Annotated in this window: 17 protein-coding genes; 10 read left to right on the top strand and 7 right to left on the bottom strand. The window is 72.5% G+C overall.

All coding sequences use genetic code 11. The features are described 5' to 3' along the window. Window positions 1-29: 29 nt before the first annotated feature. On the bottom strand, window positions 30-1385 hold the full coding sequence (locus AS97_RS30790) for an MFS transporter (RefSeq protein WP_125758636.1): 1356 nt from the start codon (window positions 1383-1385) through the stop codon (window positions 30-32). 80 nt (window positions 1386-1465) lie between these two features. Between AS97_RS30790 and AS97_RS30785 the strand changes: the two genes are divergently transcribed. Continuing rightward, a complete protein-coding gene (locus AS97_RS30785) occupies window positions 1466-2455 on the top strand; it encodes a DUF5937 family protein (protein WP_125758635.1) in 990 nt (329 codons plus the stop codon). Window positions 2456-2501: 46 nt separating this feature from the next. On the opposite strand, the gene AS97_RS30780 is transcribed toward AS97_RS30785, so the two are convergent. Both AS97_RS30780 and AS97_RS30775 read right to left on the bottom strand, forming a co-directional pair. Continuing rightward, on the bottom strand, window positions 2502-2795 hold the full coding sequence (locus AS97_RS30780) for an MTH1187 family thiamine-binding protein (RefSeq protein WP_020868372.1): 294 nt from the start codon (window positions 2793-2795) through the stop codon (window positions 2502-2504). Next, the gene (locus tag AS97_RS30775; protein WP_093464728.1) at window positions 2792-3136 is read right to left on the bottom strand and encodes a DUF3817 domain-containing protein; all 345 of its coding nucleotides are present in this window, start codon (window positions 3134-3136) and stop codon (window positions 2792-2794) included. Before AS97_RS30775 ends, AS97_RS30780 begins: the two co-directional genes overlap by 4 nt. A 170-nt stretch (window positions 3137-3306) precedes the next feature. Between AS97_RS30775 and AS97_RS30770 the strand changes: the two genes are divergently transcribed. From AS97_RS30770 to AS97_RS30755, 4 genes are all read left to right on the top strand, one after another. Further along, a complete protein-coding gene (locus AS97_RS30770) occupies window positions 3307-3945 on the top strand; it encodes an AIM24 family protein (protein ID WP_079059742.1) in 639 nt (212 codons plus the stop codon). Window positions 3946-4111: 166 nt separating this feature from the next. Further along, window positions 4112-4762, top strand: coding sequence for an AIM24 family protein (locus tag AS97_RS30765; RefSeq protein ID WP_059147801.1), 651 nt, complete (start codon window positions 4112-4114; stop codon window positions 4760-4762). Next, window positions 4759-5439, top strand: a complete 681-nt coding sequence (locus AS97_RS30760; RefSeq protein WP_059147647.1) for an AIM24 family protein — start codon at window positions 4759-4761, stop codon at window positions 5437-5439. Before AS97_RS30765 ends, AS97_RS30760 begins: the two co-directional genes overlap by 4 nt. A 94-nt stretch (window positions 5440-5533) precedes the next feature. Beyond that, window positions 5534-6010, top strand: a complete 477-nt coding sequence (locus AS97_RS30755) for a MarR family transcriptional regulator (RefSeq protein ID WP_014054954.1) — start codon at window positions 5534-5536, stop codon at window positions 6008-6010. Here AS97_RS30755 and AS97_RS30750 read toward each other — a convergent pair. Beyond that, window positions 6007-7395, bottom strand: coding sequence for a HAMP domain-containing sensor histidine kinase (locus AS97_RS30750; RefSeq protein ID WP_125758634.1), 1389 nt, complete (start codon window positions 7393-7395; stop codon window positions 6007-6009). The two genes, AS97_RS30755 and AS97_RS30750, sit on opposite strands and share 4 nt — an antisense overlap. Beyond that, window positions 7388-8044 carry a response regulator transcription factor gene (locus tag AS97_RS30745; RefSeq protein WP_210566023.1) on the bottom strand — a complete coding sequence of 219 codons (657 nt, stop codon included), beginning with the start codon at window positions 8042-8044 and terminating at the stop codon, window positions 7388-7390. Before AS97_RS30745 ends, AS97_RS30750 begins: the two co-directional genes overlap by 8 nt. Before the next feature lie 114 nt (window positions 8045-8158). Here AS97_RS30745 and AS97_RS30740 point away from each other — a divergent pair, with 114 nt between their 5' ends. After that, window positions 8159-8725, top strand: coding sequence for a PepSY domain-containing protein (locus tag AS97_RS30740; protein ID WP_210566022.1), 567 nt, complete (start codon window positions 8159-8161; stop codon window positions 8723-8725). Window positions 8726-9404: 679 nt separating this feature from the next. On the opposite strand, the gene meaB is transcribed toward AS97_RS30740, so the two are convergent. Together meaB and AS97_RS30730 are read right to left on the bottom strand one after the other, a co-directional pair. Further along, window positions 9405-10364: a methylmalonyl Co-A mutase-associated GTPase MeaB gene (gene meaB / locus AS97_RS30735; protein WP_059147651.1), complete on the bottom strand. Its 960-nt coding sequence runs from the start codon at window positions 10362-10364 to the stop codon at window positions 9405-9407. Window positions 10365-10501: 137 nt separating this feature from the next. Then, window positions 10502-11680 carry an acetyl-CoA C-acetyltransferase gene (locus tag AS97_RS30730; protein WP_210567311.1) on the bottom strand — a complete coding sequence of 393 codons (1179 nt, stop codon included), beginning with the start codon at window positions 11678-11680 and terminating at the stop codon, window positions 10502-10504. Between the two features lie 157 nt (window positions 11681-11837). Between AS97_RS30730 and mce the strand changes: the two genes are divergently transcribed. From mce to AS97_RS30710, 4 genes are all read left to right on the top strand, one after another. Next, entirely contained in the window at window positions 11838-12290 is a 453-nt protein-coding gene (gene mce, locus AS97_RS30725) for a methylmalonyl-CoA epimerase (RefSeq protein ID WP_059147653.1), read from the top strand. Between the two features lie 277 nt (window positions 12291-12567). Continuing rightward, window positions 12568-16566 carry a polarized growth protein Scy gene (gene scy, locus AS97_RS30720; protein WP_125761367.1) on the top strand — a complete coding sequence of 1333 codons (3999 nt, stop codon included), beginning with the start codon at window positions 12568-12570 and terminating at the stop codon, window positions 16564-16566. 240 nt (window positions 16567-16806) lie between these two features. Then, complete coding sequence (locus AS97_RS30715) at window positions 16807-17745, top strand: hypothetical protein (protein ID WP_059147655.1); 939 nt, start codon at window positions 16807-16809, stop codon at window positions 17743-17745. Between the two features lie 327 nt (window positions 17746-18072). Next, a complete protein-coding gene (locus AS97_RS30710; RefSeq protein ID WP_247204537.1) occupies window positions 18073-19074 on the top strand; it encodes a hypothetical protein in 1002 nt (333 codons plus the stop codon). The last annotated feature ends 43 nt before the right edge of the window (window positions 19075-19117 follow it).

The following is a 19117-nucleotide window of genomic DNA, read 5'->3' as shown; positions in this document are numbered from 1 at the left end:
CGGCCGGTCATATCGTGGTCAGCCCCATCTCACAGTTCGGGCCGGGCGGGCCCGGGGACGGTGCGCCGCACCTCCAGCGCCACCAGCAGCGAGCACAGCGCCCCGCAGCCACCCGCCGTCGCGGCGACCACATGGATGGGCACGAACTCGGCGACCGCGCCGGAGACCGCCATGCCAAGACCCTGCGCGGTCATCAGCCCTGCCGTCAGCACCGTCATCGCCCGGCCGCGCAGCTCGTCCGGTACGGCGGCGAGAAACCACTGGTCGAGGCCGAGGCTGTAGGCGATACCGCAGCCGGTCAGCATCTGCAGGGCCAGCGCCCAGCCGAACGAGGGACGGACCGCGTACCCGAGGGCGGGCAGCATCGCCAGGACGCCGACCGGCAGCGTCAGCCGGGCCCGGGCCCGCGGTCCCAGCAGCGAGCCCACCAGCGCCTCGCCGACGATCGCGCCGACCGGCATCCCGCACATCAGCAGCCCGAGCCCGACCGAGCCGAGTCCCAGCCCATCGGAGTACGGCGTCAGCAGGACCTCCGGCATCACCACGAACATCGGCGGCACCCACGACAGCAGCATCAGCGCCCGGATCCTGCGGTCCGCGAACAGCCGCCGCATCCCGCTCAGCGAGTCCCCGAGCAGGGGGCACCACCCAGCGGTAGCTGGGGGAGCCCCACCGCCGGCCACCTGCCGGGCGGGGCGGCGGCGGGTGCCGAAGCGGAGCACCAGCGCCGAGCCGACGAGCGCCGCCGCCGTGAGCACCAGCGCGGCCCGCGGCGAGACGGCGGCCAGCAGCAGCCCGCCGACCCCGAACCCGGCGAGCTGCGCGGTCTGGGCGGTGATCCGGATGACCGAGCGGCCGAGGACGAAGGCGTCGCCCTCGCCGAGGATGTCGCCGAGCGTCGCCGATCTGGTCCCGCTGAACACCGGCGAGATCGCGGCGGGCACACAGCGCAGCGCCAGCAGCGCGGCCACCGGCATCCCCGGCACCACCATGGCGGCCACGCATCCGGCGTGCACCAGATCGCAGACCACCAGCACCCGGCGGGCCGGGAAGCGGTCGGCGACGGAGGACAGCAGGGCGCCGCCGATCGCATACGGCAGCATCGAGGTGGCGAACGTCATGGCACTGAGCAGCGGCGATCCGGTGAGCCGGAAGACCAGCACGGAGAGCGCGATCTGGCCGACCATCTCGCCGAGCATGGAGACCAGGTGCGCGGCGAAGACGGCCCGGAACTCCCGGACCGCGAACACCGCGCCATAGCCAACGCTCCCCGGACCCCGCGGCGGCCCCTGGTCGTCACCGGGCGCGAGCTCGGGTCGGGAGGCGTGCGCGTCGGGGCGCGACTCGAGAGGGTCCGTCGTACCGGGCCCGGAGGGCGTTGACATGCCTGAAGCGTGCCCGTACGGGCGGGGCGGGCTCTAGTCTTTCGGCCAGAGCCGAATCTTCGCGATCGGGGGGCGAGACCATGCCACTGCATATGCATTTCGGCGCCGCCGATCTGCTGCGCTGCCGGTTCGCGATCTCGCCCCTGTGCCAGACGCATGAGGCGGTGCGCACGCTGCGCCGGACCGAGCGGCACGGCTACCACCTGCCGTGGCTGCGGCGGGTGCGGGAGGCGGTGACCGGGCTCGATCTGTCGGAGCTGTGGCTGCTGATGCCCGGGCGGGGCGGCTACACCCCGGACTTCCTGGGCCCGCCGCCGGAGGTGCCGTACGCGCCGTTCGAGGACGAGCTGGCCCGGATGCGGTCCACGGACCCCGCCGCCGCCCACCGGGAGCTGGTCCTCTCGCTGGCGTGCACCCCGGGGGCCGCCGAGTCCCCGCGGGGCCGGGCGATGCTGGCCGATCCGGCGCGGGCGGTCCAGCGGCTGGCCGATGTGACCGAACGGGCCTGGCGGGCCCTGGTCGCCCCGGACTGGCCCCGGCTGCGGGCCCTGCTGGAGGCCGATATCGGCTATCGCTCCCGGCAGTTGGCCGACGGCGGCCTGGAGCGGCTGTTCGCCGATCTGCGCCCCGCGCTGCGGTGGACCGACGGCACGCTCACCATCCGTACCTCCGCGCTCCCCGCCCGGACCCAGGACCTCGACGGCCGCGGGGTGCTGCTGATGCCCAGCGTCTTCGTCTGGCCGGATGTGGTGAGCGGCTTCGCCCCGCCGTGGCAGCCCACGGTGATCTATCCGGCGCGCGGCGTCGGCGGGCTGTGGCGGGAGCCGGACGCGGAGGGCAGGGACGCGCTCGTACGTCTCCTGGGCGCGGGCCGCGCCGCGGTCCTCGCCGCTCTGGAGGAACCCGCCTCCACCTCGGCGCTGGCCGCCCGCCTCCGCCTCGCGCCCTCGTCGGTCTCGGCGCATCTCGCGGTGCTGCGCGCCGCCGGACTGCTCAGCTCACGGCGCCAGGGCCATCAGGTGCTGTACGAGCGCACACCGCTGGGCATGGCCCTGGTGGGCGGAGGCTGAGCGGCCCCGGTCCCGGTCAGCCGGTCCCGGTCAGCCGGTCGGATGGTCAGTCGGACAGATGACGCTCGACCGTCTCGACCTTGGAGGTCAGACCGTCCGTGACACCCGGGCGGATATCGGCCTTGAGGACCACCGAGACCCGGGGCGCCCGCGCCTCCACCACGGCGACGGCGCGCTTGACGACGTCCATGACCTCGTCCCACTCGCCCTCGATCGAGGTGAACATCGCGTCCGTACGGTTCGGCAGCCCCGACTCACGGACCACCCGCACCGCGTCGGCGACGTATTCCCCCACATCCTCGCCGACGCCCAGCGGCGTCACCGAAAAGGCGACGATCATGCGTTGACCACGCCCTCCTTACGGGCGCGGGCCGCGATCACACCGGCCTCGGTCTCCCGCTTGAGCTTGCGCTCGGCGAAGAAGCCGCCGGTGGGCAGGACGGAGAGGACGAAGTACAGGGCCGCGGTCTGCCACTTCCACTTGGCGCGGTTCCAGGCGTCCGCCCAGAAGACCACGTAGAGGATGAAGAGCACGCCGTGCACCATGCCCATCACCGGCACCGCGTTGAAGTCCGAGGTGCGCTTGAGCACCGAGCAGATGAGCAGCAGCAGAAACGACACGGCCTCGGGCGCGGAGACCAGGCGGAGCCGGCGCAGCGCGGTGGCGGTCTTGAAGTCCACGAGAGCACCTTCGTGTGAAGAGGGGTACGGCCGAACACAGACCGGCTTGTGAATCTATGCACAAGCCTGCGCCCATTGTCGCAGCTTCGCGGGCGATCATGGCCCGGGGGGCACCCCATGCCCCCGGCGCTCCCTGTCCGCCGACGTCAGAGCCCGCTACCGTCGGCTCCGTGGCTCAGTTTCGGTTCCAGGGAAGCAGGGTGCTCGCGGTCGACCTGACCGGCGACTCCGTGAAGGCCAAGAACGGCGCGATGGTCGCCTACGAGGGGGATATGACCTTCAAGAAGAAGACCGGCGGCGGGGAGGGGCTGCGCGGGATGGTGACCCGGCGGCTCACCGGAGAGCAGATGGCGGTCATGGAGGTGAAGGGGCACGGCACCTGCTACTTCGCCGACCGGGCGAGCGAGATCAACCTGGTGTCGCTGCACGGCGAGAAGCTCTACGTGGAGTCCAGCAATCTGCTGTGCACGGACTCCGCGCTGCGCACCGGCGCCTCCTTCACCGGGCTGCGCGGCTCCGCACAGGGCAACGGCCTGTTCACCACGACCGTCGAGGGCACCGGCCAGGCCGCGCTCGTCTCGGCCGGCACGGCGATCGTGCTGCGCGTCACCCCGCAGACCCCGCTGCAGGTCGACCCGGGCGCGTACCTCGCCCACACCGGCGGTCTCAAGCAGCACTTCCAGGCGGGGGTGAACTTCCGAGCGCTGATAGGCGAGAGCGGCGGGGAGTCCTTCCAGATCCGCTTCGAGGGCGACGGACTGGTCTACGTCCAGCCCAGCGAACGCAACACCATCGGAGGTGAGCTGTGAGCAGGGGGCACCTCCCAGCGGTAGCTGGGGGAGCACGCGCGGCCGCCGGGCCGCAGATGGTGACGGAACCCGCACCTCCGCGCCGCGCGGGCGACGGTGCCCGCGGCGGAGCCGCTGATGTAACAAGTAGCCGCCGGCGCGGCGGGGCGAACAAAAGGGGCTCATGATGCCGTTCACCTTGCTCACCTCCCGCATGGTCGAGGCCCAGGTGCTGCCCGGGCAGACCCTGTTCAGCCAGCGCGGCGCGATGCTCGCGTACCGCGGGGACGTACGGTTCACCCCCAGCATCACCGGCGGGCAGCGCGGGGTGCGGGGGATGATCGGGCGGCGGATCGCCGACGAGGACACCCCGCTGATGACCGTGGAGGGCCAGGGCACGGTGATGTTCGGGCACGGCGGCCATCACGTCCAGGTGATCGACATGGCCGGCGACACCCTCTATGTGGAGTCGGACCGGCTGCTGGCCTTCGACGGCTCGCTGCGCCAGGGCACGATGTTCATGGGATCCCAGGGCGGCGTGATGGGCATGGTGCGCGGCCAGGTCACCGGACAGGGGCTGTTCACCACCACCCTGGAGGGGTACGGCTCGGCGGCGGTCATGGCGCACGGCGGGGTGCTGGAGCTGCCGATCGGCCCGGGACGTCCGGTGCATGTCGATCCGCAAGCCTATGTCGCCCACCGGGGTGATGTTCGCAATAAGCTCTCGACGGCGATCGGCTGGCGCGAAATGGTGGGCCGCGGCTCGGGAGAGGCGTTCCAACTGGAGCTGTCCGGCACCGGCATGGTCTATGTCCAGGCATCGGAGGAGAAGCTGTGAACGGCCCCGTCATCCACGACGCCTGGACGCTGCCCGTCGACGACAACATCAATCCGTACGCCTTCAGCGTGGACCTGAACGGCCAGTGGTTCCTGCAGAAGGGGAAGATGGTCGCCTACTACGGGCAGATCGACTTCCATGGCGTCGGCCTCGGCCACCTCGACCACCTCATCGCGTACAGCTTCCACTCCCCGCTGCACGCGGCGGACTGGGTGGTGGCCGAGGGTCAGGGAAAGATGGTGCTCGCCGACCGCGCCTTCGACGTCAACTCCTATGACCTGGACGACGGCAACCTCTCCATCCGGTCCGGCAATCTGCTGGCCTTCCAGCCGTCGCTGTCCCTGAAGCAGTCCATCGTCCCGGGCTTTCTCACCCTCATCGGCACCGGGAAGTTCGTGGCCGCGTCCAATGGGCCCGTGGTCTTCATGGAGCCGCCGATCCGGGTGGATCCGCAGGCGCTGGTGGGCTGGGCGGACTGCCCGACGCCGTGCCACCACTACGACCACCAGTATCTGCGCGGCTTCCTCGGGGCCGTCAGGTCGCGCACGGGGATCGGGGGCGCGTCGGGCGAGGAGCACCAGTTCGAGTTCGTGGGCGCGGGGACCGTACTGCTGCAGTCCACGGAGCAAGTCGTCGCCGAGATATCGGTGGGCGAGACAGGGGGTACCGGTTCGTGAGCGCGGACATGCGGAGTGTAACGTCGAACAGGTGACCTCTAGCCCGATACATCCATTGGTTCGGAATTCAACTTCTATAGGTAGAATACATCCCATGGAGACCGAGAACGGCACGCGCTGGCTCAGCGATGAGGAACAGCGCGCGTGGCGCACCCACCTGGATGTCAGCCGGCTGCTGACCTACCAGCTCGAAAAAGACCTGCAGCCGTTCGGCCTGACCATGAACGACTACGAGATCCTGGTCAACCTCTCGGAGTCGGAGGACCGCCGGATGCGGATGAGCGATCTCGCCTCCGCGACCCTGCAGTCCAAGAGCCGACTGTCCCACCAGATCACCCGGATGGAGAACGCCGGCCTGGTCCGCCGCGAGAACTGCGAGTCCGACCGACGGGGGCTGTACGCCGTGCTGACCGAGCACGGCTGGGAAACCATGCGCAAGGTCGCACCCCACCATGTGGCGTCCGTGCGCAACCACTTCATCGATCTGCTCGCGCCGGAGGACCTCAAGGCGCTGTACGGATCGCTGGTGCCCGTCGCCGAGCATCTGCGCGCCCAGCGGGGCCGGGTCTAGGAGCCCGTAGGCAGCCGCAGCTCGAACAGGGCACCGCCCTCCGGTGCCGCCCGGACGGCCAGAGTGCCGCCGTGGCGGACCGCCACGTCCCGCGCGATGGCGAGGCCGAGCCCGGCCCCGCCATCGTCGCGGCTGCGGGCGTCATCGAGCCGTACGAACCGCTCGAAGATCCGCTCCCGCTCGCCCTCGGGCACCCCCTGGCCGTCGTCCGCGACCTCCAGCACGGCCCACCGGCCCTCCTCGCGCACCGCCACCCGCACCCCGCCCCGGGCGTGCCGCTGCGCGTTGTCGACCAGATTGCCCAGCACCCGGGCCAACTGCCCGCGCGAGCCCGGCACCGCCACCGGCGCCACCTCCATACGCACCGGCACCCGGTCCCCCAGCCGCTGGGCCAGCTCCTCGCGCACCAGCGCGTCCAGCGCCACCGGCGCATGGGCGGGCCGCTCCCCCGCGTCCAGCCGGGCCAGCAGCAGCAGATCGGCCGCCAGCCGCTGCAGCCGCACCACGTCCTCCACCGCGCCGTCCAGATCCAGCAGCTCCGGATGGGCGGCACCCACCTCGAGCTGGGTGCGGAGCGAGGCCACCGGGGAGCGCAGCTCATGGGAGGCATCCGCCACGAAGGCCCGCTGCCGCTCGACCGACGCCTCAAGCGCCGTGAGCGTCTCGTTGGTGGTCCGGGCCAGCCGCGCCACCTCGTCGTACGACCCCGGCACGGGGACCCGCCGGGACAGATCCGTACTCGCCGTGATGGCGGCCATCTCCCGCCGGATGCCCTCCACGGGCCGCAGCGCGCGCCGGGTCACCAGCCAGGTCACCCCGGCCACGACCACCAGCAGCAGCGGCAGCCCGATCAGCATCGCATCCCGCACGGTGCCCACCGCGCCCTGCTCGGTGGCCAGCGGGGCGCCCGCGTAGACCGTGACGTCCTCACCACGGGCGTCGGTGACCTCCAGGGCCGCCCAGCGGTACTCCGCGGTCTCGCCGTCGATCCGGGCCGTACCGGCGCTGTACTCCGGCGTCGAGGAGACCTCCCCCGCGCCGTCGTCGTCATGGTCCTCCCCGGCCGCCGCGACCGGCCGCACCGAGGAACTGCCGGTGCCCGTCACGGCCTGGAGATCGTCACTGACCGCGCGCACCCGGTGGTCCTCGTCCACGATCTGCACGGGGGTCTCGTCCCCCAGGTCCAGCTCCCGATAGGCCACCCTACCGGCGACCTTCGAGGCGACCGCCCGGGCAGCGGCCCCCGCATCCACCTCGGCCCGGTCCGCCAGATTGCTCCGCAACACCCCGAGCACCGCGAGCCCCGCGGCCACCAGCGCCACCGCGACCACCACGGTCGCCCCCAGCGCGGCCCGCGCCCGTACGGAACCGAAGACCTTACCCACGGAGCCGGTACCCCGCTCCCCGCACGGTCTCGATCAACCCGGCGCCCAGCTTCCGGCGCAGGGCGCTGATGTACACCTCGACGATGTTGGGGTCGCCGTCGTACGCGAAGTCCCAGACGTGCTCCAGGATCTCGGCCTTGGAGACCACGTCCCCGGGCCGCGATGCCAGCTGCTCCAGTACGGAGAACTCCTTGGCGGTCAGCGCGATCTCACCCCCACCCCGCTCCACCCGGCGCGCACCCCGGTCCACCGACAGCTCCCCGACCCGCACCACCGGCGAGGCCCCGGCCCCCCGCCGCCGCAGCAACGCCCGCACCCGGGCCACCAGCACCACATACGAGAACGGCTTGGTCAGATAGTCGTCCGCGCCGGTATCGAGCCCCTCGGCCTCGTCGTACTCGCCGTCCTTCGCGGTGAGCATCAGGATCGGCACATCGCTCCCGGCCGCCCGGAGCGCCCCGCACACGTGGTAGCCGTTCATCCCCGGCAGCATGATGTCGAGAACGATCAGGTCGTAGTCGCCCTCCCGCGCACGGTGCAGCCCCTCGCGCCCGTCGTGGACGACATCCACGGCGAATCCCTGGGCCCGCAACCCCTTGGCCAGCGACCGGGCCAGCCGCCGCTCGTCCTCCACGATCAGCAAACGCATACCGACCAGCCTCCCAAAGCCCACCTGAAGATCTCTTCAGGTGGCTTCAGCTCAGCTTCAGCATCACTCCCCGATGGTGGTTGACGTCCGAACACGACTCGGGGAGGAACCCTCATGAAGCGCAACGTCGTCATCGCATCGGTCACCGCGGCCGCCCTGCTCACGGGCGGCACGGCGGTCGCCGTGGCGAGCACCACCGGGGCGCCGACCACCCACGCGACCAACGCGTCCGGGACCACCGCCCGCACGTCCTTCTCCGAAGCCGCCCAGATCGCGCTCAAGGCCGTCCCGGGCACGCTGGGCTCCCTCGACCGGGACCACGGCGCCCGGACCACCTGGGACGCGGAGATCCTCGGCAAGGACGGCAAGTGGCACGAGGTCACGCTGGACGCGTCGACCGGCAAGGTCCTGAACCAGCACATCGACAGGGACACCGACGCCGAGGACGCCGCCGAGGCCAAGGCCCTGCGGAACGCCGACGTCTCGGCCACCGAGGCGGCCCGGAAGGCCGCGTCCAGGGGCACGGTGACCTCCGTGGAGTTCGACGGCGACCGCACCCAGGTGTGGGAGGTCGAGACCGTCAAGAACCACAAGGAGCGTGACCTGAACGTGAACGCCCAGTCGGGCAAGGTCACCCAGGCCCCGTCCGACGACGACGGCGACGACGGCGACGACGACTAGCGGCAGCCGCCGACGAGACGGGAGGGGGCGGGGTCGCACCCCCACCCCCGCCCAACACCTGGCCGCGGGTCCGCACACCGAGTGCGGACCGTGGGCGCCTCCGGCGGACGGCCCCCACCCCGCCCCTTCCCGAAAGAGGAGGCTCCGCCCCCGCACCCCGCCGGGGCTCCGCCTCGCACCCCGCTCCCCAAACGCCGGAGGGGCTGAATCCAGGCGGGAGGGGGCGGGGCCGCACCCCCACCCCCGCCCAACACCTGACCGCGGGTCCGCACACCGAGTGCGGACCGTGGGCACCTCCGGCGGACGGCCCCCACCCCGCCCCTTCCCGAAAGAGGAGGCTCCGCCCCCGCACCCCGCCGGGGCTCCGCCTCGCGCCCCGCTCCTCAAACGCCGGAGGGGCTGAATCCAGGCGGGAGGGGGCGGGGTCGCAGGGGTGGGGTCCTGGACGCTCGGGGTTCCCCATGCCGTTGGCCAGGGGCGTACGTGTGGCGCCCCATCCCCGACCAACCCGACGCCCCCGGCCAACGGCGCCGCCCATATACGGTCCAGGGCCCGCCCCCGAGGTCCCGCACCCGCCACGAACAGCAGGCACACCCCAGCAACCACCACGCACCCGCACACAGCGGAACCCACCCGCCATCACACGGGCACCCGGGGCGCACCCGTCACCCCCGCTCCGTCACCCCTGCTCGGTCACCCCGGCCACCAGCTCATCCGCCGCCGTATACGGATCCAGCTCACCGGCCACGACCCGCTCCGCGAGCGCCCCCAGCCGCCGATCCCCGTGCAGATCGCCGATCCGCTCCCGCAGCGCCGTCACCGCGATCGTCTCGACCTCGCCCGCAGCCCGCCGCATCCGACGCTCCGCGAGCACACCGTGCTCCTCCATCCACGCACGGTGCTTCTCCAGCGCCTCGACGACCTCGTCGATCCCCTCGCCGCGCGCCGCCACGGTCTTCACGATCGGCGGCCGCCAGTCCCCCGGCGCCCGCCCCTCGCCCAGGCCCAGCATGTGGTTGAGCTCGCGGGCCGTGGCATCGGCCCCCTCCCGGTCGGCCTTGTTGACCACGTACACATCGCCGATCTCCAGGATCCCGGCCTTGGCCGCCTGGATCCCGTCCCCCATCCCCGGCGCGAGCAGCAACACACTGGTATCGGCCTGGGCGGCGATCTCGACCTCGGACTGCCCGACGCCCACCGTCTCCACCAGCACCACATCGCACCCGGCCGCGTCCAGCACCCGGATGGCCTGCGGAGCGGCCCAGGCGAGCCCGCCGAGGTGACCGCGCGTGGCCATGGAGCGGATGTAGACCCCGGGGTCGGAAGCGTGCTCCGACATCCGTACGCGGTCGCCCAGCAGCGCCCCGCCGGAGAACGGCGAGGAGGGGTCAACGGCGAGGACGCCCACCCGCTTGCCGATCCGCCGGTAGGCGGAGACGAGCGCGGAGGTCGAGGTGGACTTGCCGACCCCCGGCGAGCCGGTCACCCCGACCACATACGCGCCCCCGGCCAGCGGAGCGAGCGCGGCCATCACCTCGCGCAGCTGCGGCGAGGCACCCTCGACCAGCGAGATGAGCCGGGCGACCGCACGCGGCCGCCCCTGCCGCGCCTGCTCCACCAGCGTGGGCACATCAGCCATGGGTGCCGTACTCCTTACCGCTTCGTCGCTACATCACAACGGAAACCGACGCCCCGCGAGGCCCAAGCCCCACAACCGGAACCGGAACCGCAACCCGAACCGGAACCGGAACGAACCCAGGCCCCAGGGGCAACCGCCTACTCCCCCGCCGGCACCCGCAGGATCAACGCATCCCCCTGCCCGCCCCCACCGCACAACGCCGCCGCCCCGGTCCCGCCCCCACGCCGCCGCAGCTCCAGCGCAAGATGCAGCGCGATCCGCGCACCGGACATCCCGATGGGGTGGCCAAGCGCAATCGCGCCCCCATTCACATTCACCCTTTCGGGGGAAACACCTAGATCCTTCATCGACTGCACGGCGACCGCGGCGAACGCCTCGTTGATCTCGATGAGATCGAGATCGTCCACCGTCAGCCCCTCCTTGCCCAGGGCGTGCGCGATCGCGTTGGACGGCTGCGACTGGAGGGAGTTGTCGGGTCCCGCCACATTCCCGTGGGCGCCGATCTCGGCGATCCACTCCAGCCCCAGCTCCTCGGCCTTGGCCTTGCTCATCACGACGACCGCGGCGGCCCCGTCCGAGATCTGCGACGACGTGCCCGCCGTGATCGTCCCGTCCTTGGCGAACGCGGGCCGCAGCCGGCCCAGCAGCTCGGTCGTGGTCTCGCCGCGGATGCCCTCGTCCTTGTCGAAGACCACCGGCTCGCCCTTGCGCTGCGGGATCTCCACGGGGGTGATCTCGGCGTCGAAGAGGCCGTTCTTCTGGGCGGCGGCGGCCCGCTGGTGGGACTGGGCGGCGAACTCGTCCTGCTCGGGGCGCTGAATGCCCAGCCGGGTGTTGTGCTTCTCGGTGGACTCGCCCATGGCGATGGACTCGAACGCGTCGGTCAGCCCGTCATGCGCCATCGCGTCGAGCATCTCGATCGCGCCGTACTTGTAGCCCTCACGGGACTTGGGCAGCAGATGGGGGGCGTTGGTCATGGACTCCTGGCCGCCCGCGACCACGATGTCGAACTCCCCCGCGCGAATGAGCTGGTCGGCCAGGGCGATGGCGTCCAGCCCGGAGAGGCAGACCTTGTTGATCGTGAGGGCGGGCACGCTCATCGGGATGCCGGCCTTGACCGCCGCCTGCCGGGCCGGAATCTGCCCGGCGCCCGCCTGGAGCACCTGCCCCATGATCACGTACTGCACCTGTTCCGCGCCGACCCCGGCCCGCTCCAGCGCGGCCTTGATCGCGATTCCGCCCAGGTCCGCGCCTTCGAGCGAGCGCAGGCCGCCGAGCAGCCGTCCCATGGGCGTCCGGGCGCCCGCCACCATCACAGAGGTCGTACGAGTCATTGGTGCGTCCCCTTCACGAGGAGAAGAGAGTTAACGAGGGTTATCGTCAATGTACTGACGAGTACCCGCGCGGTCACCGGCCCATCGGTGTGATCGCGCGCACGTTGCGTAACCGGCTGTGCGGCGGTGCACTGTTCCCATGCTGACGAGAATCGACCACATCGGGATCGCCTGCTTCGACCTCGACAAGACTGTTGAGTTCTACCGTGCCACGTACGGCTTCGAGGTGTTCCACTCCGAGATCAACGAGGAGCAGGGCGTCCGCGAGGCCATGCTCAAGATCAATGAGACCTCCGACGGCGGGGCCTCGTACCTGCAGCTTCTCGAGCCGATCCGGGAGGACTCCGCGGTCGGCAAGTGGATGGCCAAGAACGGTGAGGGCGTCCACCACATCGCCTTCGGCACCGCCGACGTCGACACCGACTCCGAGGCCATCCGCGACAAGGGCGTCCGGGTCCTCTACGAACAGCCCCGCCGTGGCTCGATGGACTCCCGGATCACCTTCCTCCATCCCAAGGACTGTCACGGTGTGCTGACCGAACTCGTCACCGCCGCGGACCCCGCCGCCCACAAGGGCGAAGAGGATCACTGAAGCGGACCACTGACCTACCCCTTCCCCGGCCGGTAGAGTGCAGCATCGGCCGGGGTACGGAATCGGAAAGGGATCGGGGTCCGGCCCGGGCTTCGCCGATGATCTGACACCATTTCTTCGGAAGGGCCAGCTCCGGTCCGACCCGGCACGCACTTCGCCTGGTCGATACCGCAAGGGAACCGTCGAGGAACCCCTGGGCACCGCAAGGGACCACGGGGGACCGCGAGGGTGACGGAGCAGGCCGCCAACGCGACCAGGGGACGGATGGGACCGCGCAGTGCGGGGCTACGACCGCTACGAGCCTGACGATCAGCTCTCCAAGTTCGAAGCCGAGATGGAGCGGCTGAAGACCGAGCGTGAGAAGGCCGTCCAGCACGCCGACGACCTCGGCTACCAAGTCGAGGTGCTGCGCGCCAAGCTGCATGAGGCGCGCCGTAACCTGGCGGCCCGCCCCGCCTACGACAGCGCCAACGTCGGCTATCAGGCAGAGCAGTTGCTGCGGGACGCCCAGCTCCAGGCGGACCAGCTGCGCGCCAACGCCGAGCGTGAGCTGCGCGAAACCCGGGCGCAGACCCAGCGGCTGCTCCAGGAGCAGGCCGAGCGGCAGGCCCGGCTGGAGGCCGAGCTGCACGCCGAGGCCGTGGCCCGGCGCCAGCGGCTGGACCAGGAGCTGGCCGAGCGCCGCGCCACCGTCGAGTCGCATGTCAACGAGAACGTGGCCTGGGCCGAGCAGTTGCGGGCCCGTACCGAGGCGCAGGCCCGCCGGCTCATGGACGAGTCCCGGGCCGAGGCCGAGCAGGCCCTGGCCGAGGCGCGCGCCGAAGCGCAGCGCATGACCGAACAGGCCCGCCAGCGGCTGGGCTCCGAGGCGGAGGCCAGCCGTGCCGAGGCCGAGGCGATTTTGCGCCGGGCCCGTAACGACGCCGAGCGGCTGCTGACCAACGCGGGCACCCAGGCCCAGGAGGCCACCGACCACGCGGAGCAGCTGCGCACCACCACCGCCACCGAGGCGGACCAGGCCCGTCGTCACGCGGCCGAGCAGACCCGCGCCGCCGAGCAGCGGATGCAGGAGGCCGAGCAGGCGCTGCGCGAGGCGCGCAGCGAGGCCGAGAAGGTCGTCACCGAGGCCAAGGACGCGGCGGCCAAGCGGCTCGCGGCCGCCGAGTCGGACAACGAGCAGCGCACCCGTACCGCCAAGGCGGAGGTCGCCCGGCTGGTCGGCGAGGCCACCAAGGAGGCCGAGCGGCTGCGGGCCGAGGCCGAGCAGCTGCGGGACGACGCCCGCGCCGAGGCCGAGCGGATGGTCGCCGAGGCGAGCGACGACGCCCGGGCCAGGGCGGCCGAGGACTCGGCGGCCCAGCTCGCCAAGGCGGCCCGGAGCGCCGAGGAGGTGCTGACCCGCGCCTCGGAGCAGGCGCAGGCCACCACCAAGGCGGCCAGCGACGAGGCCGAGCGGATCCGGAGCGAGGCCGAGGAAGAGGCGGACCGGCTGCGGGCCGAGGCGCACGACACGGCCGAGCAGCTCAAGGGCACGGCGAAGGACGACACCAAGGAGTACCGCGCCAAGACCGTCGAGCTGCAGGAGGAGGCCCGCCGGCTGCGCGGCGAGGCCGAGCAGCTCCGGTCGGAGGCGGTCGCCGAGGGCGAGCGGATCCGCACCGAGGCGCGCCGGGAGGCGGTCCAGCAGATCGAGGAGGCGGCCAGCACCGCCGAGGACCTGCTGACCAAGGCGAAGGCCGACGCGGAGGAGACCCGCTCGGGTGCCACCGCCGAGAGCGAGCGGGTGCGCACCGAGGCCATCGAGCGGGCCAACGCGCTGCGCCGGCAGGCCGATGAGCTGCTGAAGCGGGCCCGCGGCGAGGCCGAGGAGCTGGTGACCTCGGCCGAGGAGCAGGCCGAGCGGGTCAAGTCGGAGGCGTCCACCGCGGCCGAGGAGCTGCGCGAGGAGGCCGAGCGGGCCGCCGAGGACCGCCGTTCCGAGGCCGAGGGCGAGCTGAACCGGCTGCACCAGGAGGCCGAGCAGCGGCTCTCCTCCGCCGACGAGGCGCTGCGGGACGCCCGCACCGAGGCGGAGCGGCTGCGCAAGGAGACCGCCGAGGAGATCGAGCGGCAGCGCACGGAGTCCGCCGAACGGCTGAACGCGCTGCGCCAGCAGGCGGAGGACGAGGCCGTACGGCTGCGCGACGAGGCAGCAGCGGACGCGTCGAACGCGCGCGCCGAGGGCGAGTCGGTGGCCGTACGGCTACGCGGCGAGGCCGCCGCGGAGGCCGAGCGGCTGCGCTCGGAGGCCCAGGAGATGGCCGACCGGGTGCGGGCGGAGGCGGCGAGCGCCGCCGAGCGGATCGGCACCGAGGCCGCGGAGGCCCTGGCCGCCGCCCAGGAGGAGGCGGCCCGCCGCCGCCGCGAGGCCGAGGAACTGCTCGCCGACGCCCGCGAGGAGGCGCAGGAGGAGCGGACGGCGGCGCGGGAGCAGAGCGAGGAGCTGCTGGCCGCCGCCCGGAACCGGGTCTCCGAGGCGCAGACCGAGGCGCAGCGGCTGGTCGAGGAGGCCGAGCGGCGCTCGGCCGACCTGGTGGCCGCCGCCGAGCAGACCGCGCAGCAGGTGCGGGACTCGGTCGCGGGGCTGCACGAGCAGGCCGAGCAGGACATCACGGCGCTGCGCACGGCCGCGGAGCACGCCGCGGAGCGGATGCGCGGCGAGGCGCAGGGCGAGGCCGACCGGGTCCGCGCGGACGCCCAGGCGGAGCGGGAGCGCGCCTCGCAGGACGCCACGCGGGTGCGGCAGGAGGCCCAGGAGGAGTCCGAGGCCGCCAAGTCGCTCGCGGAGCGCACGGTCGCCGAGGCGATCGCCGAGGCGGAGCGGCTGACCGAGCAGGCCCGCGAGGAGGCCGGCAGGCGCCGCGCCGAGGCGGCCGAGCAGGCGGACCGGCTGGTCACCGAGGCCACCCACGAGGCCGAGCGGCTGCGCGCGGAGGCCAACGAAACGCTCGACGAGGCGCGCCGTTCGGCCCACAAGTCCCGTGCCGAGGCGGCCGAGCAGGCCGATACGCTGGTCGGCGGCGCGACCGAGGAGGCGCAGCGGCTGGTCTCGGAGGCCACCACGCGGGCGCAGGCGCTGCGTACGGAGGCGTCCGACGCACGGGCGACGGCGGAGCAGGACGCGGCCCGCACCCGGGCCCAGGCCCGCGGCGACGCCAACAACATCCGCTCGGAGGCGGCCGAGCAGGCCGACCGGCTGGTCGCCGAGGCCCGCGGCGAGGCCGAGCGGCTGCACGCGGAGGCCAGCGGCGAGGCGGAGCGGCTGCGCAGCGAGGCCGCGGAGACCGTGGGTTCGGCGCAGCAGCACGCGGCGCGCACCCGCGCCGAGGCCGAGCGGATCCAGACCGAGGCGGCGGCCGAGGCGGAGCGGATCCGGGGCGAGGCGCAGGCCGAGGCCGACCGGCTGGTCGACAGGGCGCGCGAGGACGCCAACAAGCGGCGCTCCGACGCCGCCGAGCAGGCCGACCGGCTGGTCGCCGAGTCCTCGGCGGAGGCCGAGCGGCTCATCTCCGAGGCGCGGGAGGCCGCGCTGCGCACGGCGACCGCGGCCGAGGAGCAGGCGGACACCATGGTGGGCGTGGCCCGCCAGGAGGCCGACCGGCTGGTCGCCGAGTCCACGGCCGAGGCCAACGCCATGGTGGAGAAGGCCCGTACGGACTCCGACACCATGCTCGGCGAGGCCCGGGGCGACGCCACGGCCATCCGGGAGCGCGCCGAGGAGCTGCGCACCCGTACCGAGGCCGAGGTCGAGGAGCTGCACGAGCGGGCCCGCCGGGAGTCCGCGGAGCAGATGAAGTCCACCGGCGAGCGGGTCGACAAGCTGGTCGCGGCCGCCACCGCGCAGCTCATGAAGGCGGAGGAGAAGGCCAAGTCGCTGGTCGCGGAGGCGGAGAGCGAAGCGAGCCGGGTGCGGATCGCGGCGGTGAAGAAGGCCGAGGGTCTGCTCAAGGAGGCCGAGCAGAAGAAGACCGAGGCCGAGCGGGAGGCGGAGCGGCTCCGTAACCAGGCCACGGACGAGGCACAGCAGATCGTGGACGAGGGCAAGCGCGAACTGGAGTTGCTCAAGCGACGCCGCGAGGACATCAACGCGGAGATCTCCCGTGTCCAGGACGTGCTAGAGGCGTTGGAATCCTTCGAGACCCCCGCGTCGGGTGGCGCGGGCGGCAAGGAGAACAACGGAGTCAAGACAGCGGCGGGCGCGGGTGCGACGAGGAGTGGAAAGCGGTCGGAGGGGTAACCGTATGCGGGGGACTAGGGTCGGCTGTGCCCGTCCGCGTCAATGTCGCGTAACTCTCGCGTCAGTCTGCGTCCATCACGGCATGTCCGTATCATCCCGACGAGTGACGAGGTCTCCGTCTTACAGCCACTCAAAAGGCTGGACATTCTGCAGATCAAACAGACGTTGACTCGATGACACGCCGCTCGGCCCCCTAGGATTCCCTCTATCACCTCACCGGTCTCTTTCGACAGGAACCCCATGAGCGACACTTCCTCCCCCTTCGGCTTCGAGCTCGTGCGGCGTGGGTACGACCGCGGTCAGGTGGACGACCGCATTTCCAAGCTCGTCGCCGACCGTGACAGTGCACTGGCCCGTATCACCTCTCTGGAAAAGCGCATCGAGGAGCTGCACCTCGAGACGCAGAACGCTCAGGCCCAGATCAACGATTCGGAGCCGTCCTACGCGGGGCTCGGCGCCCGGGTCGAGAAGATCCTTCGTCTCGCCGAGGAAGAGGCGAAGGATCTGCGCGAGGAGGCTCGGCGCGCCGCCGAACAGCACCGTGAGCTGGCCGAGTCGGCCGCCCAGCAGGTCCGCAACGACGCCGAGTCGTTCGCCGCCGAGCGCAAGGCGAAGGCCGAGGACGAGGGCGCGCGGATCGTCGAGAAGGCGAAGGGCGAGGCGACCACGCTGCGTCAGGAGGCGCAGAAGGACGCGCAGTCCAAGCGCGAGGAGGCGGACTCCCTCTTCGAGGAGACCCGTGCCAAGGCCGCGCAGGCCGCCGCCGACTTCGAGACCAACCTCGCCAAGCGCCGCGAGCAGTCCGAGCGCGACCTGGCCTCGCGTCAGGCCAAGGCCGAGAAGCGGCTCGCGGAGATCGAGCACCGCGCCGAGCAGCTGCGCCTCGAGGCCGAGAAGCTGCGCACCGACGCCGAGCGCCGCGCCCGCCAGACGGTGGAGACCGCGCAGCGCCAGGCCGAGGACATCGTCGCCGACGCCAACGCCAAGGCCGACCGGATCCGCAGCGAATCCGAGCGCGAGCTGGCGGCTCTCACCAACCGCCGCGACAGCATCAACGCCCAGCTGACCAACGTCCGCGAGATGCTGGCCACGCTGACCGGCGCCGCCGTGGCCGCGGCCGGTGCCCCGGGCGAGGACGAGGCGACCACCCGCGGCGTCCCGGCCCAGCAGTCCCGGTGACCCTAGGTCCCAACGGAGCGTACGATGCCCCGCGCCGCCACGAGCGGCGCGGGGCACGCGCATGTCCGGGCCAGACAACCTGAGTTCGGGCCGCACCGAGCCCGACCCCACACATCGCCCCGGCCGCACCGGGGCGTGGGAATGTCCAGCCCCTCCGGCGATTGAGGAGCGGGGGTCCGGGGGCGGAGCCCCCGCACAGGCCCAGGGCGAAGCCCGGCCACCCAGCCCCTCCGGCGATTGAGGAGCGGGGTCCCGGGGCGGAGCCCCGGCCGGGGCCGGGCCGGGGCCCGGTTTCGGGAAGGGGCGGGGTGGGGGAGACACCCCTCCGTGACCGACCGCACCCTCCCCACCCTCGGCTTCACCGACATCCCCGCCAAAAACCCCCTCACCTACCCCGGCCGCCCCATCACCCGCCCCACCCTCCTCACCGCAGGCGAGCTGTGGGAGCTCACCCCCACCACACCGGGCGGCCGCCTGGGCACCTGGACAGTGGACACAAGCCCCGGCGAAGGCCCGAAGGACGGCCCGACGGACGGGCCGGAGGACGGCCCGAAGGAGCCCCTCGACGCCATCCTCACCACCCTCGGCCACCCCCCAACCGCCACCCGCCACCCCCTCATCGCGGTCGGCTCCAACGCCTCCCCCGCCCAGCTGCACCACAAGCTGTCCCGCCCCGGCCACCCGGCCACCGTCCCCATGGTCCCGGTCGACGTGCACGGCATCGCGGTCGGCTGCTCGGCCCATATCGCCCGGTACGGCTACGTGGCCTCCGCCCCGTACACGGCGCCGGGAGCCCGTACCCCCCTGGTCATCAGCTGGCTGGACGCCGAGCAGCTGGCGGCCGTGGACGCGACCGAGTACCCCAACTACCGGCGCGTCCTGCTGTCCGGCACGGAGTACCCGATGGTGATGCCGTCCGGCGAGCGCCTCGGCGGCGCGTATCTCTACGTCGGCGAGCGCGGAGTGCTGATGTCCCCGGACGGCACCGAACGTCCTCTCCCCGGCGGCGGCGACCAGAGCGCCCTGCTCACCCGCCTGCTCGCCGGTTCGCCGCGGCTGCGCGAACTCCTCGGCCCCGACCCCGGCACTTGGGTCGCCCGCGCGGGCGCCGACCCCGCCGTACGGAAGTCCGGCACCCGGATCTTCGAGGAGGAGGGCTGGGCGCTGCCGCAGCCCGACCTCCTCCGCTGCCCGGAGGACGATCACGGCGCCCCCGGCGACCCCAGAGACCCCGCAAAACCCACAAGCACCACAGATCCCACAAGCACCACAGACCCCGAAGCCTCCGCAGGCCCCAAGAGTTACGGTGCGCTCACATCTCCCGAATAGCGGGAACCGTCAACACCCCGGCTATCCTCCTAACCCTCACCGG

Origin of the sequence: Streptomyces sp. AgN23 (assembly GCF_001598115.1) — a bacterium.
GTDB lineage: Bacteria > Actinomycetota > Actinomycetes > Streptomycetales > Streptomycetaceae > Streptomyces > Streptomyces antimycoticus.
Note: the sequence above shows the minus strand (reverse complement) of the source record. Positions and strands in the feature narration are given on the sequence as shown.